Origin of the sequence: Citrobacter sp. NCU1 (assembly GCF_010231475.1) — a bacterium.
Classification (GTDB): Bacteria; Pseudomonadota; Gammaproteobacteria; order Enterobacterales; family Enterobacteriaceae; genus Citrobacter_D.
In genome coordinates, this window is record NZ_NRDO01000052.1 from 41,253 (window position 1) to 57,598 (window position 16,346).

Annotated in this window: 20 protein-coding genes; 15 read left to right on the forward strand and 5 right to left on the reverse strand. The window is 50.9% G+C overall.

Annotation, left to right across the window (positions count from 1 at the left end; all coding sequences use genetic code 11):
* The first annotated feature begins 1 nt into the window (after nucleotide 1).
* From lptE to nadD, 3 genes are read left to right on the forward strand one after another with little or no spacing between them, the layout of a single operon-like run.
* Nucleotides 2-595 carry an LPS assembly lipoprotein LptE gene (lptE, locus tag CJP72_RS17235; protein WP_162382571.1) on the forward strand — a complete coding sequence of 198 codons (594 nt, stop codon included), beginning with the start codon at nucleotides 2-4 and terminating at the stop codon, nucleotides 593-595.
* Entirely contained in the window at nucleotides 595-1,626 is a 1,032-nt protein-coding gene (gene holA, locus CJP72_RS17240; protein WP_162382572.1) for a DNA polymerase III subunit delta, read from the forward strand. Before lptE ends, holA begins: the two co-directional genes overlap by 1 nt.
* A gap of 1 nt (nucleotide 1,627) precedes the next feature.
* The gene (gene nadD, locus CJP72_RS17245; protein ID WP_162382573.1) at nucleotides 1,628-2,269 is read left to right on the forward strand and encodes a nicotinate-nucleotide adenylyltransferase; all 642 of its coding nucleotides are present in this window, start codon (nucleotides 1,628-1,630) and stop codon (nucleotides 2,267-2,269) included.
* On the opposite strand, the gene cobD is transcribed toward nadD, so the two are convergent.
* Nucleotides 2,244-3,338: a threonine-phosphate decarboxylase CobD gene (gene cobD / locus CJP72_RS17250; protein WP_162382574.1), complete on the reverse strand. Its 1,095-nt coding sequence runs from the start codon at nucleotides 3,336-3,338 to the stop codon at nucleotides 2,244-2,246. The genes nadD and cobD overlap by 26 nt on opposite strands.
* 97 nt (nucleotides 3,339-3,435) lie before the next feature.
* Between cobD and CJP72_RS17255 the strand changes: the two genes are divergently transcribed.
* The 11 genes from CJP72_RS17255 to lipA all read left to right on the forward strand — a co-directional run bounded on the left by CJP72_RS17255 (nucleotide 3,436) and on the right by lipA (nucleotide 14,142).
* On the forward strand, nucleotides 3,436-4,047 hold the full coding sequence (locus tag CJP72_RS17255; RefSeq protein WP_162382575.1) for an adenosylcobalamin/alpha-ribazole phosphatase: 612 nt from the start codon (nucleotides 3,436-3,438) through the stop codon (nucleotides 4,045-4,047).
* 258 nt (nucleotides 4,048-4,305) lie between these two features.
* Nucleotides 4,306-4,623, forward strand: coding sequence for a ribosome silencing factor (rsfS, locus tag CJP72_RS17260; RefSeq protein ID WP_162382576.1), 318 nt, complete (start codon nucleotides 4,306-4,308; stop codon nucleotides 4,621-4,623).
* A gap of 3 nt (nucleotides 4,624-4,626) precedes the next feature.
* Entirely contained in the window at nucleotides 4,627-5,094 is a 468-nt protein-coding gene (rlmH, locus tag CJP72_RS17265) for a 23S rRNA (pseudouridine(1915)-N(3))-methyltransferase RlmH (RefSeq protein WP_003022725.1), read from the forward strand.
* A 30-nt stretch (nucleotides 5,095-5,124) separates the two neighbouring features.
* Nucleotides 5,125-7,026 (forward strand): peptidoglycan DD-transpeptidase MrdA, encoded by a 1,902-nt coding sequence (gene mrdA / locus CJP72_RS17270; RefSeq protein ID WP_162382577.1) that lies wholly within the window; start codon nucleotides 5,125-5,127, stop codon nucleotides 7,024-7,026.
* Nucleotides 7,027-7,028: 2 nt separating this feature from the next.
* A complete protein-coding gene (gene mrdB / locus CJP72_RS17275) occupies nucleotides 7,029-8,141 on the forward strand; it encodes a peptidoglycan glycosyltransferase MrdB (RefSeq protein WP_162382578.1) in 1,113 nt (370 codons plus the stop codon).
* 10 nt (nucleotides 8,142-8,151) lie between these two features.
* The gene (gene rlpA, locus CJP72_RS17280) at nucleotides 8,152-9,252 is read left to right on the forward strand and encodes an endolytic peptidoglycan transglycosylase RlpA (RefSeq protein ID WP_162382579.1); all 1,101 of its coding nucleotides are present in this window, start codon (nucleotides 8,152-8,154) and stop codon (nucleotides 9,250-9,252) included.
* A 141-nt stretch (nucleotides 9,253-9,393) separates the two neighbouring features.
* On the forward strand, nucleotides 9,394-10,605 hold the full coding sequence (gene dacA, locus CJP72_RS17285; RefSeq protein ID WP_162382580.1) for a D-alanyl-D-alanine carboxypeptidase DacA: 1,212 nt from the start codon (nucleotides 9,394-9,396) through the stop codon (nucleotides 10,603-10,605).
* Between the two features lie 107 nt (nucleotides 10,606-10,712).
* The gene (gene ybeD, locus CJP72_RS17290; RefSeq protein ID WP_000850547.1) at nucleotides 10,713-10,976 is read left to right on the forward strand and encodes a DUF493 family protein YbeD; all 264 of its coding nucleotides are present in this window, start codon (nucleotides 10,713-10,715) and stop codon (nucleotides 10,974-10,976) included.
* Between the two features lie 99 nt (nucleotides 10,977-11,075).
* The gene (lipB, locus tag CJP72_RS17295) at nucleotides 11,076-11,717 is read left to right on the forward strand and encodes a lipoyl(octanoyl) transferase LipB (RefSeq protein WP_162382581.1); all 642 of its coding nucleotides are present in this window, start codon (nucleotides 11,076-11,078) and stop codon (nucleotides 11,715-11,717) included.
* A 297-nt stretch (nucleotides 11,718-12,014) separates the two neighbouring features.
* Nucleotides 12,015-12,989: a YbeF family transcriptional regulator gene (locus CJP72_RS17300; protein WP_162382582.1), complete on the forward strand. Its 975-nt coding sequence runs from the start codon at nucleotides 12,015-12,017 to the stop codon at nucleotides 12,987-12,989.
* A gap of 187 nt (nucleotides 12,990-13,176) precedes the next feature.
* Nucleotides 13,177-14,142 (forward strand): lipoyl synthase, encoded by a 966-nt coding sequence (lipA, locus tag CJP72_RS17305; protein ID WP_162382583.1) that lies wholly within the window; start codon nucleotides 13,177-13,179, stop codon nucleotides 14,140-14,142.
* Nucleotides 14,143-14,240: 98 nt separating this feature from the next.
* Here lipA and tatE read toward each other — a convergent pair whose 3' ends face one another.
* Together tatE and CJP72_RS17315 are read right to left on the reverse strand one after the other, a co-directional pair.
* Complete coding sequence (tatE, locus tag CJP72_RS17310; protein WP_162382584.1) at nucleotides 14,241-14,444, reverse strand: twin-arginine translocase subunit TatE; 204 nt, start codon at nucleotides 14,442-14,444, stop codon at nucleotides 14,241-14,243.
* A gap of 128 nt (nucleotides 14,445-14,572) precedes the next feature.
* Nucleotides 14,573-15,361, reverse strand: coding sequence for a deaminated glutathione amidase (locus CJP72_RS17315; RefSeq protein ID WP_162382585.1), 789 nt, complete (start codon nucleotides 15,359-15,361; stop codon nucleotides 14,573-14,575).
* A gap of 90 nt (nucleotides 15,362-15,451) precedes the next feature.
* Between CJP72_RS17315 and crcB the strand changes: the two genes are divergently transcribed.
* Nucleotides 15,452-15,835, forward strand: a complete 384-nt coding sequence (gene crcB / locus CJP72_RS17320; RefSeq protein WP_162382586.1) for a fluoride efflux transporter CrcB — start codon at nucleotides 15,452-15,454, stop codon at nucleotides 15,833-15,835.
* Nucleotides 15,836-15,888: 53 nt separating this feature from the next.
* Here the strand turns inward: crcB and cspE are convergent, their stop codons facing one another.
* Both cspE and CJP72_RS25590 read right to left on the reverse strand, forming a co-directional pair.
* Complete coding sequence (gene cspE / locus CJP72_RS17325; protein WP_000034826.1) at nucleotides 15,889-16,098, reverse strand: transcription antiterminator/RNA stability regulator CspE; 210 nt, start codon at nucleotides 16,096-16,098, stop codon at nucleotides 15,889-15,891.
* A 47-nt stretch (nucleotides 16,099-16,145) separates the two neighbouring features.
* Nucleotides 16,146-16,346: hypothetical protein (locus CJP72_RS25590; RefSeq protein ID WP_238340097.1), on the reverse strand; the 201-nt coding region annotated here is incomplete at its 5' end.

Consider the following 16,346-nt stretch of genomic DNA (forward strand, 5'->3'; position numbering starts at 1 on the left):
CGTGCGATTTCTGACAACATTGGTGTTATCTCTGGCGGTGCTGACCACCGCCGGGTGTGGCTGGCACCTGCGTAATACCACGCAGGTACCAACCGCGATGAAAACCATGATTCTGGACTCAGGCGATCCAAACGGTCCGTTAAGCCGTGCGGTGCGTAATCAGTTACGTCTGAATGATATCGAATTGCTTGATAAAAATACGATGCGTCAGGATGTTCCGTCATTACGCCTGGGCCGGGTGAGTATCGCAAAAGATACAGCCTCTGTTTTCCAGGATGGTCAAACGGCGGAGTATCAAATGATAATGACCGTTAACGCCAGCGTATTGGTTCCCGGGAATGACATTTATCCTATCAGTGTGAAGGTATATCGTTCGTTCTTCGATAACTCGCAGATGGCGCTGGCGAAGGATAACGAAGAGGAGATGATCATCAAAGAGATGTACGACAAAGCAGCCGAACAGTTGATTCGTAAACTGCCGAGCGTTCATGTTGCTGATGTTCAGTCATCCAAAGAAGACGACACGACCGTTGAGAGTTCAACCGTCGCTCCGGCAACTTCATCGTCACGCGTCACTACCACGCTGGGTAACTGATGCTTAAGTTGTACCCTGAACAACTCCGCGCACAGCTCAATGAAGGGCTGCGCGCGGCGTATTTATTACTGGGCAACGACCCGCTCCTGTTGCAGGAAAGCCAGGATGCTATTCGTCAGGTCGCTGCCGGAAACGGATTTGAAGAACACCACACCTTCACGATCGATACCAATACCGACTGGGATTCACTTTTCTCGTTATGTCAGGCCATGAGTCTGTTTGCCAGCCGGCAAACACTCCTTTTACTGCTCCCCGAGAATGGCCCCAACGCCGCCATCAACGAGCAACTCGCGACACTGACCACTCTGCTGCATGACGATCTCCTGTTGATCGTTCGGGGCAATAAGCTCACCAAAGCCCAGGAAAATGCGACCTGGTATACCGCGCTGGCAGCGGCTGGAGTGCAAGTCAGTTGCCAGACACCGGAGCAAGCTCAGCTTCCACGCTGGGTTGCCGCCCGGGCAAAACAAAATGGTCTACAACTGGATGACGCAGCAAATCAGCTGCTGTGTTACTGCTACGAAGGTAACCTGCTGGCGCTGGCGCAAGCGCTAGAACGGCTGTCATTGTTATGGCCCGACGGGAAACTCACTCTGCCACGCGTGGAGCAAGCCGTTAACGATGCGGCCCATTTTACCCCTTTCCATTGGGTGGACGCCTTGTTGATGGGTAAAAGCAAACGCGCGCTGCATATCCTGCAACAGCTACGGCTTGAAGGCAGTGAACCCGTGATTCTGCTGCGCACAATACAGCGTGAGTTACTATTACTGGTTAACCTGAAACGACAATCTGCGCATACGCCGTTGCGCGCCTTATTTGACAAGCATCGGGTCTGGCAAAATCGTCGGGGCATGATTGGCGATGCGCTGAATCGCCTGAGCCAGACGCAACTTCGCCAGGCGGTACAGTTACTGACACGTACAGAAATTACGCTTAAACAAGATTATGGTCAGTCGGTGTGGGCTGAGCTGGAAGGACTCTCTCTCCTGCTCTGTCATAAAGCACTGGCCGATGTATTTATTGATGGTTGATATGAAATCACTGCAGGCTCTGTTTGGTGGCACCTTTGATCCGGTGCATTATGGTCATCTCAAACCCGTAGAGACACTGGCCAATTTGATCGGCTTATCCCGTGTCATTATCATGCCCAACAACGTGCCGCCACATCGCCCGCAACCAGAAGCCTCAAGTGTCCAGCGCAAACACATGCTTGAACTGGCTATCGCCGACAAACCGTTATTTACCCTGGACGAACGAGAACTGAAGCGTCCCACCGCCTCTTACACCGCGCAAACGCTGCGCGAATGGCGGATTGAACAGGGCCCTGAATGCCCTCTGGCCTTTATCATCGGCCAGGACTCACTGCTCACCTTTCCCTCCTGGCATGACTACGAAACCATTCTGGACAATACCCATTTGATTGTCTGTCGGCGTCCGGGATACCCGCTGCAGATGGCTAATGAGCAACATCAGCAATGGCTGGAACGCCATCTTACGCTTGTGCCAGATGATTTACACCAGCAACCTGCGGGCAAAATCTATCTGGCAGAAACGCCATGGTTCAATATCTCCGCAACGTTAATTCGTGAACGTCTGGAAAAAGGTGAGCCCTGCGATGATTTGATGCCAGAATCGGTATTGAACTACATCAATCAGCAGGGGTTGTATCGGTAAACACGCTGCTTAACGCAGCGATCACCCGGTCATTCTCCTCGCAGCCACGAATCGCCACCCGGTAAAAACGGGCATCAAGTCCTGGGTAGTTGGCGCAGCTGCGAATCAAGATATGTCGCTCCAGCAAAGCCTGCTGTAAATCAATACCCTTCCGATCACACCGTAACAGAAGATAATTCGCCTGGCCGGGATACACCGTCAGTCCCGGTAATGCCTGCAAAAGTGCATAAAATCGCTGCCCCTCTTGCGCCAGCCACCGCCATGTCGCCTGTTGATAAGCGGTATCCTGCAAAATAATCTCGCCAGCAAGCGCCGCAAACGCATTGATAGACCACGGCATTTGCTGATGACGCAGCTTTGCCACGGCACTTTCATCACTGTTGACCAGATACCCCAGACGCAGACCCGGTATGGCGTAAAATTTGGTCAGCGAGCGTAGTACCCAGATGTGAGGATGTTTTTCCAGCAGCGGAATAAATCCCTGTTGATCAGGAATAAAATCAATGAACGCTTCGTCCAGGATCAGGGCGATCCCTAATGTTTTACAACGTTCGGCGATCGACAAGATCAAAGAAGGATCAGGCAGCAGTCCGGTCGGATTGTTGGGTGTACAGAGAAAGAGACAATCCAGCTCAGCGGTTAACGCATCAAGGATCGCATCAGTCAACTGCCAGCCATCGGCTTCGCGTAGTGCAAACTCATGAATCTGACATTCTCCCCACTGTAGCGCCCGACGGTATTCGGCAAATCCGGGGGTCACAATCATCGCGTGGCGCGGTCTGAGACCTTTTACCAGCGTAAAAATAGACTCCGTTTCGCCATTGCCCGCCAGAATCCACGCTGCAGGAATGCGATGATGTCGCGCCAGCGCCTGGTGCAAACTGAAATATTCCACATCAGGATATTTCTCTGCACCGGCAAGATTGTCGATGATCGCGCGTTTTAGGCTTTCAGGCATACCCAGGGGATTGATATTTGCGCTAAAATCCAACAGCTGTTCAGGCAAGATGCCCAACAATGCGGCGGCTTCCCGGGTGTTACCGCCATGTTCACTCTTCAGTAGAGACATCGTGCCGCTCCGGTTAAAGCATCTAGTTTATTGAAAAAACCTTGCGCAATCAGGGCGAATATCATGTTTTGCGTGAATAGGTATCAAGAGGGGAAAAATGCGACTCTGGTTAGTACGTCATGGGGAAACCGAAGCTAACGTAGCCGGGCTATACAGTGGCCATGCTCCCACACCACTGACAGACAAAGGAATAGCACAGGCTACCACCTTGCATACATTGCTGCGTGATGTCCCTTTCGAAAAGGTGTTTTGCAGTGAGCTGGAGCGCGCCCGCCACACCGCCCGGTTGGTTCTGCACGAACGCGACGTTCCGCTACGTGTTTTGCCAGAGCTTAATGAGATGTTTTTTGGCGACTGGGAAATGCGCCACCACCGCGATCTGACACGTGAAGACGCGGAAAGCTACGCCGCCTGGTGTGCAGACTGGCAAAACGCCATTCCCACCAATGGCGAAGGTTTCCAGGCATTTTCTCAGCGCATCGAGCGTTTCATCGCGCAATTATCTGATTACAAAGAATATAATAACTTACTGGTAGTCAGCCATCAGGGCGTGTTGAGCCTGTTGATTGCGCGGCTATTATCCATGCCAGCCACCTCGATATGGCATTTTCGGGTCGATCAGGGCTGCTGGAGTGCCATTGATTTCTGTGAAGATTTTGCCACGTTAAAGGTATTGAATAGTCGGGCAGTCTGGAAGCTGGGTGAGTAAATCTCGCTTTTTTCACCTCAGCGGTGTCGCGATCATTGACACCCCCTGACAGGCTGATATCCTCCGCAGCCAGACTTTTTTCGTCATTCAGAGCTTCGCAGAAATTGTTTTACAAAAATGGCGATGCATTCTGTTGCGTGGGGTGGGATGATAGCCCACTTTCTAAAGCCTGTTCGGTGACTTTTGTCCCGACATCGCCTCTGGTTCAGGTATACTAACGGGCCTTTTTATCTCTATTCATGCTCCCAGGGGGAAAACTTGCAGGGTAAAGCACTCCAGGATTTTGTTATTGACAAAATTGATGACCTGAAAGGTCAGGACATCATCGCCTTAGACGTTCAGGGTAAATCCAGTATTACTGACTGCATGATTATCTGCACCGGTACATCCAGCCGTCATGTTATGTCCATCGCCGACCACGTGGTACAGGAATCTCGCGCTGCCGGCATGCTGCCGCTCGGCGTTGAAGGTGAAAACGTCGCCGACTGGATCGTCGTTGACCTGGGCGACGTCATCGTTCATGTCATGCAGGAAGAGAGCCGTCGTCTGTACGAACTGGAAAAACTCTGGAGTTAATGCGTGAAGCTTCAACTTGTCGCTGTTGGAACCAAAATGCCGGACTGGGTACAAACGGGATTTACGGAGTACCTTCGGCGTTTTCCAAAAGACATGCCTTTTGAGCTGATAGAAATTCCAGCGGGAAAGCGCGGCAAGAACGCAGACATTAAACGCATACTCGATAAAGAGGGTGAACAGATGCTGGCCGCCGCAGGCAAAAACCGCATCGTCACCCTCGATATTCCGGGCAAACCCTGGGATACGCCGCAACTGGCGACAGAACTGGAACGCTGGAAGCTGGACGGTCGCGACGTCAGCCTGCTGATTGGCGGCCCGGAGGGATTATCTCCTGCCTGTAAAGCCGCGGCAGAACAAAGCTGGTCCCTCTCTGCGTTAACGCTTCCCCACCCTCTTGTTCGGGTACTGGTCGCAGAGAGTCTGTACCGGGCGTGGAGCATTACCACCAATCACCCTTATCACCGTGAGTGATCGTTTAGCCTTGAGTAGATTAAGCAGCGGATGAAACTACAGAATTCTTTTCGCGACTATACGGCTGAGTCCGCGCTGTTTGTGCGCCGGGCGCTGGTTGCCTTTTTGGGCATATTGCTGCTGACCGGCGTGCTCATCGCTAACCTTTATAATCTGCAAATCGTGCGTTTTACCGATTACCAGACCCGCTCAAATGAAAACCGTATAAAACTGGTGCCTATTGCCCCCAGTCGCGGGATCATATACGACCGTAACGGGATTCCCTTAGCCCTTAACCGCACCATTTATCAGATAGAAATGATGCCGGAAAAAGTGGATAACGTTCAGGAAACGCTGGATGCGCTGCGTAATGTCGTCGATTTAAGCGATGACGATATCGCGGCCTTCAAAAAAGAGCGCGCACGCTCCCACCGCTTTACCTCTATTCCCGTTAAAACGAATCTGACAGAAGTTCAGGTGGCGCGTTTTGCCGTCAATCAGTACCGTTTTCCCGGCGTGGAAGTGAAAGGCTACAAACGTCGCTACTACCCGTATGGTTCTGCACTAACCCACGTTATTGGCTACGTCTCGAAGATTAACGACAAAGATGTCGACCGCCTTGATAAAGACGGCAAACTGGCCAACTATGCTGCAACACATGATATCGGTAAGCTCGGTATTGAGCGTTATTACGAAGAGGTTCTGCACGGTCAGACGGGTTATGAAGAAGTTGAAGTCAACAACCGCGGTCGCGTGATCCGCCAACTCAAAGAGGTGCCGCCGCAGGCCGGGCACGACATCTACCTGACGTTGGACCTTAAACTTCAGCAATATATCGAAACGCTGCTGGCGGGCAGTCGCGCCGCCGTCGTGGTGACCGATCCCCGAACGGGCGGCGTACTGGCAATGGTTTCCATGCCAAGTTACGACCCTAACCTCTTTGTCGATGGCATCTCCAGCAAAGATTATTCAGGCTTGCTCAACGATCCGAATACCCCGCTGGTTAACCGCGCCACCCAGGGCGTTTATCCCCCTGCCTCGACGGTGAAACCGTATGTGGTGGTCTCTGCGCTCAGTGCTGGCGTGATCAACCGCAATACCGGTCTGTTTGACCCAGGATGGTGGCAATTACCGGGTTCCGAGAAGCGCTACCGCGACTGGAAAAAATGGGGTCATGGCCACCTTAACATCACTAAATCACTGGAAGAGTCGGCGGATACGTTTTTCTATCAAATAGCCTATGACATGGGGATAGACCGCCTCTCCGAGTGGATGAGTAAGTTTGGCTACGGTCACTATACCGGGATTGACCTCGCCGAAGAGCGTTCCGGCAACATGCCAACCCGTGAGTGGAAGCAAAAGCGCTTTAAGAAACCGTGGTATCAGGGCGATACCATTCCGGTGGGTATCGGCCAGGGATACTGGACAGCGACGCCTATCCAGATGAGTAAAGCGCTGATGATTCTGATCAACGACGGTGTGGTGAAGGTTCCCCATCTCCTGATGAGTACAACAGAAAACGGTAAGCAGGTTCCCTGGGAGCAACCGCCAGAAAAACCGGTCGGTGATATCCATTCTGGTTACTGGGAACTGGCTAAAGATGGGATGTATGGCGTGGCAAACCGTGGGAACGGTACTGCGCATAAATACTTTGCCAGCGCGCCTTACAAAATTGCCGCAAAATCCGGTACCGCGCAGGTCTTTGGTCTGAAAGCCAATGAAACCTACAATGCGCACAAAATTGCCGAGCGTTTACGTGACCATAAACTGATGACGGCCTTCGCGCCGTACAACAATCCCCGGGTCGCCGTTGCCATGATCCTTGAAAACGGCGGTGCAGGTCCGGCGGTGGGTACGATCATGCGTCAAATCCTCGACCATATTATGTTGGGTGACAACAACACCAATTTGCCAGCGGAAAACCCAGCGGTTACAGCGGCGGAGGACCAATAATCATGACGGATAATCCGAACAAACGCACATTCTGGGACAAGATTCATATCGATCCCACCATGATGCTTATTCTGTTGGCGCTGCTGGTATACAGCTCACTGGTTATCTGGAGCGCCAGCGGCCAGGACATTGGCATGATGGAGCGAAAAATAGGGCAAATCGCCATGGGTCTGGTGGTCATGGTGGTCATGGCGCAGATCCCCCCGCGTGTCTACGAAGGCTGGGCGCCTTACCTGTATATTTTTTGTATTATTTTGCTGGTGGCGGTCGATGCCTTTGGCGCCATCTCCAAAGGGGCGCAACGCTGGCTTGATCTTGGCATCGTGCGCTTTCAACCCTCTGAGATTGCAAAAATAGCGGTTCCCCTGATGGTCGCGCGCTTTATCAACCGTGACGTCTGTCCGCCATCATTAAAGAACACGGCGATAGCGCTGGTATTGATCTTCATGCCCACGCTGCTGGTGGCCGCACAGCCCGACCTTGGCACCTCAATTCTGGTCGCGCTTTCCGGTCTGTTCGTGCTGTTCCTTTCCGGCCTGAGCTGGCGATTGATTGGCGTTGCCGTGGTGCTGGTCGCCGCGTTTATCCCCATCTTGTGGTTCTTCCTGATGCATGACTATCAGCGTCAACGCGTGATGATGCTTCTTGATCCGGAAACCGACCCTCTGGGTGCGGGTTATCACATTATCCAGTCTAAAATTGCTATTGGCTCTGGTGGACTGCGCGGTAAAGGCTGGTTACACGGTACTCAGTCGCAGCTGGAATTCTTGCCCGAACGCCATACCGACTTTATCTTCGCGGTGCTGGCGGAAGAGCTCGGTCTGGTTGGCATATTAATTCTACTGGCGCTTTATATTTTACTGATCATGCGCGGGTTGTGGATTGCCGCCAGGGCGCAAACCACCTTTGGCCGGGTCATGGCTGGCGGTTTGATGTTGATATTATTCGTTTATGTTTTCGTAAATATTGGTATGGTGAGCGGTATTCTGCCTGTTGTCGGAGTTCCACTCCCGCTGGTCAGTTACGGTGGCTCCGCACTGATAGTGCTGATGGCCGGGTTCGGGATTGTTATGTCGATCCACACCCACAGAAAAATGTTGTCGAAAAGCGTGTAAGGGGTACGCAATGCGTAAGCAGTTGCCTGGAGTCTGCGTCGCAGCAGGAATTATGCTGCTCGCGGCATGTACGAGTGATGATGGTCAGCAACAAATGACCGTCGCACCGCAGCCAGCGGTATGTAATGGGCCGATTGTTGAAATCAGCGGGGCCGATCCGCGATTTGAACCGCTCAACCCAACGGCTAATCAGGATTATCAGCGCGATGGTAAAAGCTACAAAATCGTGCAGGATCCTTCCCGCTTTAGCCAGGCTGGGCTCGCCGCTATTTATGATGCTGAGCCGGGTAGCAACCTGACCGCGTCAGGCGAAGCGTTCGACCCTATGCAGCTTACCGCAGCGCACCCAACGTTGCCGATCCCCAGCTATGCGCGAATCACTAACCTGGCTAACGGTCGCATGATTGTCGTTCGCATCAACGATCGCGGTCCTTACGGTAATGATCGGGTCATTTCACTCTCCCGTGCCGCTGCCGATCGCCTGAACACGTCGAACAACACCAAAGTGCGGATTGACCCTATTATTGTGGCTCAGGATGGCTCGCTCTCCGGACCCGGTATGGCGTGTACGACCGTTGCGAAACAAACTTACGCCCTGCCCTCTCGCCCTGACCTCAGCGGCGGTATGGGGAGTACCTCTTCCGCACCAGACTCAACACCGCCGCAAGATGATGTACGCGCGATCAGTAACTCGACACTAAAAAGTGATGACGTTGCAGGCGCGCCTGTCAGCAGCAGCGGTTTCCTTGGCGCACCCACCACGTTAGCGCCAGGCGTACTGGAAGGTAGCGAACCCACGCCGACACCTGCGCCCGCCACGACGACCTCACCCGTCGCCGCACTTACATCAAGCGCGGCAGTAACGCCCGTCTCACCAGCGTCTACCAGCGGTCGCTTTGTGGTTCAGGTCGGCGCCGTGAGCGATCAGGCTCGCGCAAAACAGTATCAACAGCGCTTAAGCCAGCAGTTTGGCGTGCCGGGCCGCGTGATGCCAAACGGTGCCGTCTGGCGTATTCAACTCGGGCCGTTCGCCAGTAAAAACGAAGCCAGTACCTTGCAACAACGTTTGCAATCCGAAGCACAATTACAGTCCTTTATTACCGGCGCGTAGCTGTGTAATGCAGGCATCTGAACTGTATTTTTTGTCAATGACGTTAACAAAGTCATGCCGAAAGTCAGATGCCTGTGGGTATAGCATTTGCTATAGTAGGGCACTTTTTTTAATTCCATCACGGACGTCGTAGTTCAGACCATGAAGACCACTTTTTCCGCTCGTTTCCTGCAGCGCATGGCGCTCACCACGGCTCTTTGCGCAGCCTCCATATCTGCTGTGCATGCCGATGACCTGAATATTAAAACCATGATCCCGGGTGTTCCGCAGATCGACGCGGAGTCATACATACTGATCGATTACAATTCCGGAAAAGTCCTGGCAGAGCAGAACGCTGACATGCGCCGCGACCCGGCTAGTCTGACGAAGATGATGACCAGCTATGTGATTGGTCAGGCAATGAAAGCCGGTAAATTTAAAGAAACGGATCTGGTTACTGTCGGTAACGACGCCTGGGCGACAGGCAACCCGGTATTTAAAGGCTCATCCCTGATGTTCCTGAAACCTGGTATGCAGGTTCCGGTTTCACAGTTGATCCGTGGTATTAATCTGCAATCCGGCAACGACGCCTGCGTCGCGATGGCTGATTTCGCCGCTGGAAGCCAGGACGCCTTTGTCGGCCTGATGAACAGCTACGTTAGCGCGCTGGGCTTGCAAAATACCCATTTCCAGACTGTTCATGGTCTTGATGCTGACGGTCAATACAGCTCTGCGCGCGACATGGCGCTGATCGGTCAGGCTTTGATCCGCGACGTTCCTAACGAATACGCTATCTACCGGGAAAAAGAGTTTACCTTTAACGGTATTCGTCAGTTAAACCGTAACGGTCTGCTTTGGGATAACAGCCTGAAGGTCGACGGTATCAAAACGGGTCACACAGACAAAGCAGGTTATAACCTTGTCGCCTCTGCAACCGAAGGCCAGATGCGTTTGATTTCTGCGGTGATGGGCGGTCGGACTTACAAAGGCCGTGAAACAGAAAGCAAAAAACTGCTGACCTGGGGCTTCCGGTTCTTTGAAACCGTAAACCCATTGAAAGTCGGCAAAGAGTTTGCTTCTGAACCCGCCTGGTTTGGTGATACCGATCGCGCCTCGTTAGGTGTGGATAAAGACGTCTACCTGACGATCCCACGCGGTCGAATGAAAGACCTGAAAGCCAGCTATGTTCTGAACACCACCGAATTACATGCTCCGCTGCAGAAAAACCAGGTGGTCGGCACAATCAACTTCCAGCTTGATGGTAAAACCATTGAACAGCGCCCGCTGGTGGTGTTGCAGGAAATTCCTGAAGGAAACTTCTTTAGTAAGATCGTTGATTACATTAAGTTAATGTTCCATCACTGGTTTGGTTAATAATTGAGCACTTGAAAGTGTGATTTCCATCCCCATATACTAAGCATCAGTAAAACTCCCGCCCTTTGGCGGGAGTTATTATTTATTTACGTTACGCCGGAGCTGACATGAAAACCAAACTTAACGAACTGCTTGAATTCCCTACACCATTTACTTACAAAGTAATGGGGCAGGCGTTGCCTGAGCTGGTTGATCAGGTGGTTGAAGTGGTACAGCGCCATGCGCCAGGTGATTACTCCCCGACGGTAAAACCAAGCAGCAAAGGCAATTACCACTCGGTTTCTATCACCATCAATGCGACTCACATTGAGCAAGTCGAAACACTGTATGAAGAATTAGGTAATATCGACATCGTTCGTATGGTGCTGTAAGCCGTATTACCGTGGTTACCCGGCGTCGTCCGGGTAACAGCGTTCCCCTCTGTGTTATACTTTCCCCCTCTTTTATTCCTTCTCTACGGAGATGCCGTTTTGTATCAGGATAAAATTCTTGTCCGCCAGCTCGGTCTTCAGCCTTACGAGCCCGTTTCCCAGGCTATGCATGAATTCACCGATACCCGCGATGAAAACAGCAATGATGAAATTTGGCTGGTTGAGCACCATCCTGTCTTCACGCAAGGTCAGGCCGGTAAAGCAGAGCACGTATTAATGCCGGGAGATATTCCCGTAATCCAGAGCGATCGTGGCGGGCAAGTGACTTACCACGGCCCTGGCCAGCAGGTGATGTATGTCCTGTTGGATCTTAAGCGCCGTAAGCTGGGCGTACGTGAGCTGGTCACGTTGCTGGAACAAACTGTCGTCAATACCCTTGCAGAGCTGAATATCGATGCGCATCCGCGTGCCGATGCGCCTGGTGTTTATGTTGGCGAAAAGAAAATTTGCTCCCTGGGTTTGCGCATCCGTCGCGGCTGTTCATTTCATGGTCTGGCTCTTAACGTCAATATGGATCTCTCTCCTTTTTTGCGTATCAACCCTTGTGGCTACGCAGGAATGGAAATGGCCAAAATATCTCAATGGGATAGCCAGGCGACAACCGATAATGTACGCCCCCGATTACTGGCGAACATGTTAGCTTTACTTAACAATCCAGAGCACGAATATATCCAGGCTTAATTCGTGAAAATATAATGACCCAGATATTCATGGGTCATTAACTATATATTCTTTGAATGCTTTACTTCTCCGCCCACTTTCTATATTTTCAGTCAATAAACCATAGCATCTTTATGGATTACCCCTAATCCAACTGCATGATGAAATGGCGTGCCATATGAAAAAAGAATATTTTATCGACTCTCTTCTTAAAAGAAATGCAGAATGAAATATTGATTTATTTTCAATCTAAAACATAAATTAAAAACATTATATTTATTACATCATTCATATAACGAATGATTTCGGAGCAAACACGTGAATGACAATAATCTGCCTGAAAAACAGCCCCCCGAACATCAATTAAATGAAAAGCCTCAAATATTCAAGACACTAAGGAATATCGACCTTAATCTTTTGACCATTTTTGAAGCAGTTTATGTCCATAAAGGCATTGTTAACGCCGCCAAAATTCTTAATCTGACGCCGTCTGCAATTAGCCAGTCGATTCAAAAACTACGGACGATATTCCCGGACCCATTATTTATCAGAAAGGGTCAGGGCGTTACACCTACCACTTATGCCACGCATCTGCATGAGTATATTAGCCAGGGTCTGGAATCAATTCTTGGGGCATTGGATCTGACGGGCAGTTACGATAAGCAGCGCACGATTACCATAGGAACAACCCCTTCGGTCGGCGCGCTGGTCATGCCAGAAATCTACAAAGCCATCAGAGCACGCTACCCGCAACTTCTGCTGCGCAACATTCCCGTCAGCGACGCGGAAAACCAACTGACCCAGTTTCAGACTGACCTGATCATCGACAACCACATCTATAACAATCAGGCGATACACCGCCACGTCTTGTTTACAGACACTATGAAGCTCGTCTGTCGTCAGGATCACCCTTTGCTGTCGACATCATTTAGTGACGGCAATCTGAAGAATGCTGAGCATACCCTGCTGATGCTGGAAGGTCAGAATCTGCACCTGTTACGTCAACGCGTGCAAGAGATGTTCCCGGAACGGCAAGTCAGCTTTAGCAGCTACAACATCTTTACTATCGCGTCGATGATTGCGAACAGCGACGTGATAGGCATGATGCCAGCACGCTTTTACACATTGTTCAGCCATTGCTGGTCGCTTAAAAATATTCCATACGCTGCACTCAACGATGAGGAAATTGCATTTTCGCTGCATTACAACAAAGTGAGTATGCGCGATCCTATTCTTGAGAACGTTATCGACATCATACGCGATGCTTTCCGATGCGAAGATATTGCTGCCTAGCCGCCAGGGAGGGGGGATGAAGAGCACAAAACAACAACTATTTTACATTTTGCCGGCTACTCAGGCTGCTTTATGGCCCGTTTCAATGATATACTGCGTATAGATAATTCAAAAATAGTTGATAAATACAACATTTCCTTGAATTGAAACGCTTTCCTTCGTTATTCGCAACTGGAACACGCACGCTATGAGTAAACCCATTGTGATGGAACGCGGTGTTAAATACCGCGATGCCGATAAGATGGCCCTTATCCCGGTTAAAAATGTGGCAACAGAGCGTGAAGCCCTGCTGCGTAAACCGGAATGGATGAAAATAAAGCTTCCAGCGGACTCCACTCGTATTCAGGGCATCAAAGCAGCAATGCGCAAGAATGGCCTGCATTCTGTCTGCGAGGAAGCCTCCTGCCCTAACCTGGCTGAATGTTTCAATCACGGTACCGCGACGTTCATGATCCTCGGCGCGATTTGTACCCGCCGTTGCCCGTTCTGTGACGTTGCGCATGGACGTCCGGTCGCCCCGGACGCTAACGAACCATCAAAACTGGCTCAAACGATTGCCGATATGGCGTTGCGCTATGTTGTCATCACCTCCGTTGATCGTGACGATCTCCGTGATGGCGGCGCCCAGCACTTTGCTGATTGTATTACGGCGATTCGCGAGAAAAACCCGACGATCAAAATTGAGACGCTGGTTCCGGACTTCCGTGGCCGTATGGATCGCGCGCTGGAGATTCTCACAGCAACGCCGCCGGATGTATTTAACCACAACCTTGAAAACGTTCCGCGTATCTATCGCCAGGTGCGCCCGGGGGCTGACTACAATTGGTCTCTGAAGTTACTGGAACGTTTCAAAGAAGCGCATCCGGAGATTCCAACCAAATCGGGCCTGATGGTCGGTCTGGGTGAAACCAACGCTGAAATCATTGAGGTTATGCGCGATTTACGTCGTCATGGCGTGACTATGCTGACGCTGGGTCAGTATCTGCAACCAAGTCGTCACCACCTGCCAATACAGCGTTATGTCAGCCCCGATGAGTTTGAGGAGATGAAAGCGGAAGCAATGGCGATGGGCTTCACCCATGCAGCCTGTGGACCGTTTGTTCGCTCTTCTTACCATGCAGACCTACAGGCAAAAGGGCTGGAAGTTAAGTGATCGCGTAACACTCACTTACATTTCAGACAAAAAAAACCGGCAAATCGCCGGTTTTTTTCTCTGTAGAGTATAACGTGCGGACATCCTGCTCCGGGTATTTACTCTTTATGAGAGAGTTTTTCCGCCTGAACGTCGCCGCTTGCGTCTTTCTTCGCTCCGGCATCGTCATCGTTCATCGCTTTCTTGAAGCCTTTAATTGCCGATCCCAGGTCTCCACCCAGCGTACGTAACTTCTTGGTACCAAACAGCAGAACAACCAGTGCGGCAACCACCAGCAGTTTGGTAATACTAATCTCACCCATAGATACCTTCTTAACTTAAAACAGGCTGCGTAACGCGCCGTATTAACCTGAAAATTTTAACGGCCTTTTGGCGCGCGCACACAATAGCAATCTGTAACAAGGTGAATCAAGCATTGTTTAAAAAAACGTCATAATAATTGCGGTGGCGCAAATCGGCGGTTATGTAACACCGGGAGCTGCGCCCGGACCTGACGAACCCGTTGTGCGGAAACCTCCGCCATAATCAATGCCGGCGTCTCGGCGGCAGCGGCTATCGTGACGCCAAACGGATCGATAATACGGCTTTGGCCAATATTTTTATTGCCGCACTCCCCTGCTGCAATCATATAGCATGTGGTGTCCAGCGCTCTGGCAGCTAATAAAGTCGACCAGTGATGCTCCTTAAGCGTCCCTCTGACCCACGCAGCAGGGAGCACCAGCATTTCCGCCCCTTGCAGTGCCTGCGCCAATGCCAGCTCCGGGAAGCGCAAATCGTAACAGGTCATCAAGCCAACCTTCATATCATCAACCTCCAGCAGCGGCGCAATGGCGTCTCCTGCATCCACATTACGGGATTCTTGTATCGCGAAGGCATCGTAAAGATGAAGTTTTGCGTAATGCGCGACAATCTCGCCTGCCCGTAGCGCGACCAGCATATTAAATGCCCGTCCCGGCGTGGAGGGAACATGAAGGGTCAGAATGGTCGTCATGGCATTTTGGGCGCTCTCACGTAATAAACGGGTCACAAAGCCCCCTTCCAGAAGTTGTGCCGATTTTACCGATAAGTCGGGGTCAAGATCGTCACGAGCCAATAACGCCTCTGGCAACACCAACAACGCTGCCCCATTATCTGCCGCCTGAGACATTAAAGAGACGCATGTTTCCGCATTTTTCTCCCACAGGGGACTCACTGCAAACTGCCCTGCTGCAACGAACATATTCCCTCCACTTACGTTTGTTGAACTCGCCAAAGAGGATTATTCAGCGTTACACTCACCCCTATACCAATCAAATAGCAGGATTGTGTTGTGTTACAACTTCTTTTAGCAGTTTTTATTGGTGGCGGTACAGGTAGCGTTGCTCGCTGGCTGTTGAGTATGCGTTTTAACCCGCTGCATCAGGCGATCCCGGTTGGCACTCTCGTGGCTAACTTATTGGGTGCTTTTATCATTGGTATGGGGCTTGCCTGGTTCAATCGCATGACCCAAATCGACCCGATATGGAAAGTGCTCATCACCACGGGCTTTTGCGGCGGCTTAACGACATTCTCTACGTTCTCAGCTGAAGTCGTTTTTCTGCTACAAGAAGGGCGTTTTGGCTGGGCGATGCTCAATGTGCTGGTCAACCTGTTAGGGTCTTTTGCAATGACGGCAATGGCTTTCTGGCTTTTTTCAACGTCTACAGCGCACTAGGAACGAAAAAAAACCCGCAATTAAGCGGGTTTTGAATTCTTGCTGTCGTATGCTTACAGAGCGGTTACGTTTGCAGCAGAAGGGCCTTTGGCACCGTTAGTGATTTCGAACTCTACGCGCTGACCTTCAGCCAGAGTTTTAAAACCATTGGTCTGGATTGCAGAGAAGTGTACGAACACGTCTTTGCTGCCATCTTCCGGAGTAATGAAACCGAATCCTTTGGACTCATTAAACCACTTAACGTTACCTTTAATCTTAGACATCAAAATTACCTTTACATGAAAAATAGACACAAATGCTGTGTCGGGTATCAGTACATCAATTGTGGTGCATTTTGTCCAGTCGAACTTTGCCAAAAAGTGATAAATGTCGCGTTATTTTTTGGCGCAATGCCATTACACATTGTTTTTATTGATATTTTTAGCTTAGGAAAAGTCCGGAATTCAGGCATCAGAACTGAAAGCGCATCCATGCAAAGTAGACATTCCCGTTGTTGTAAGTCCCGGGGATG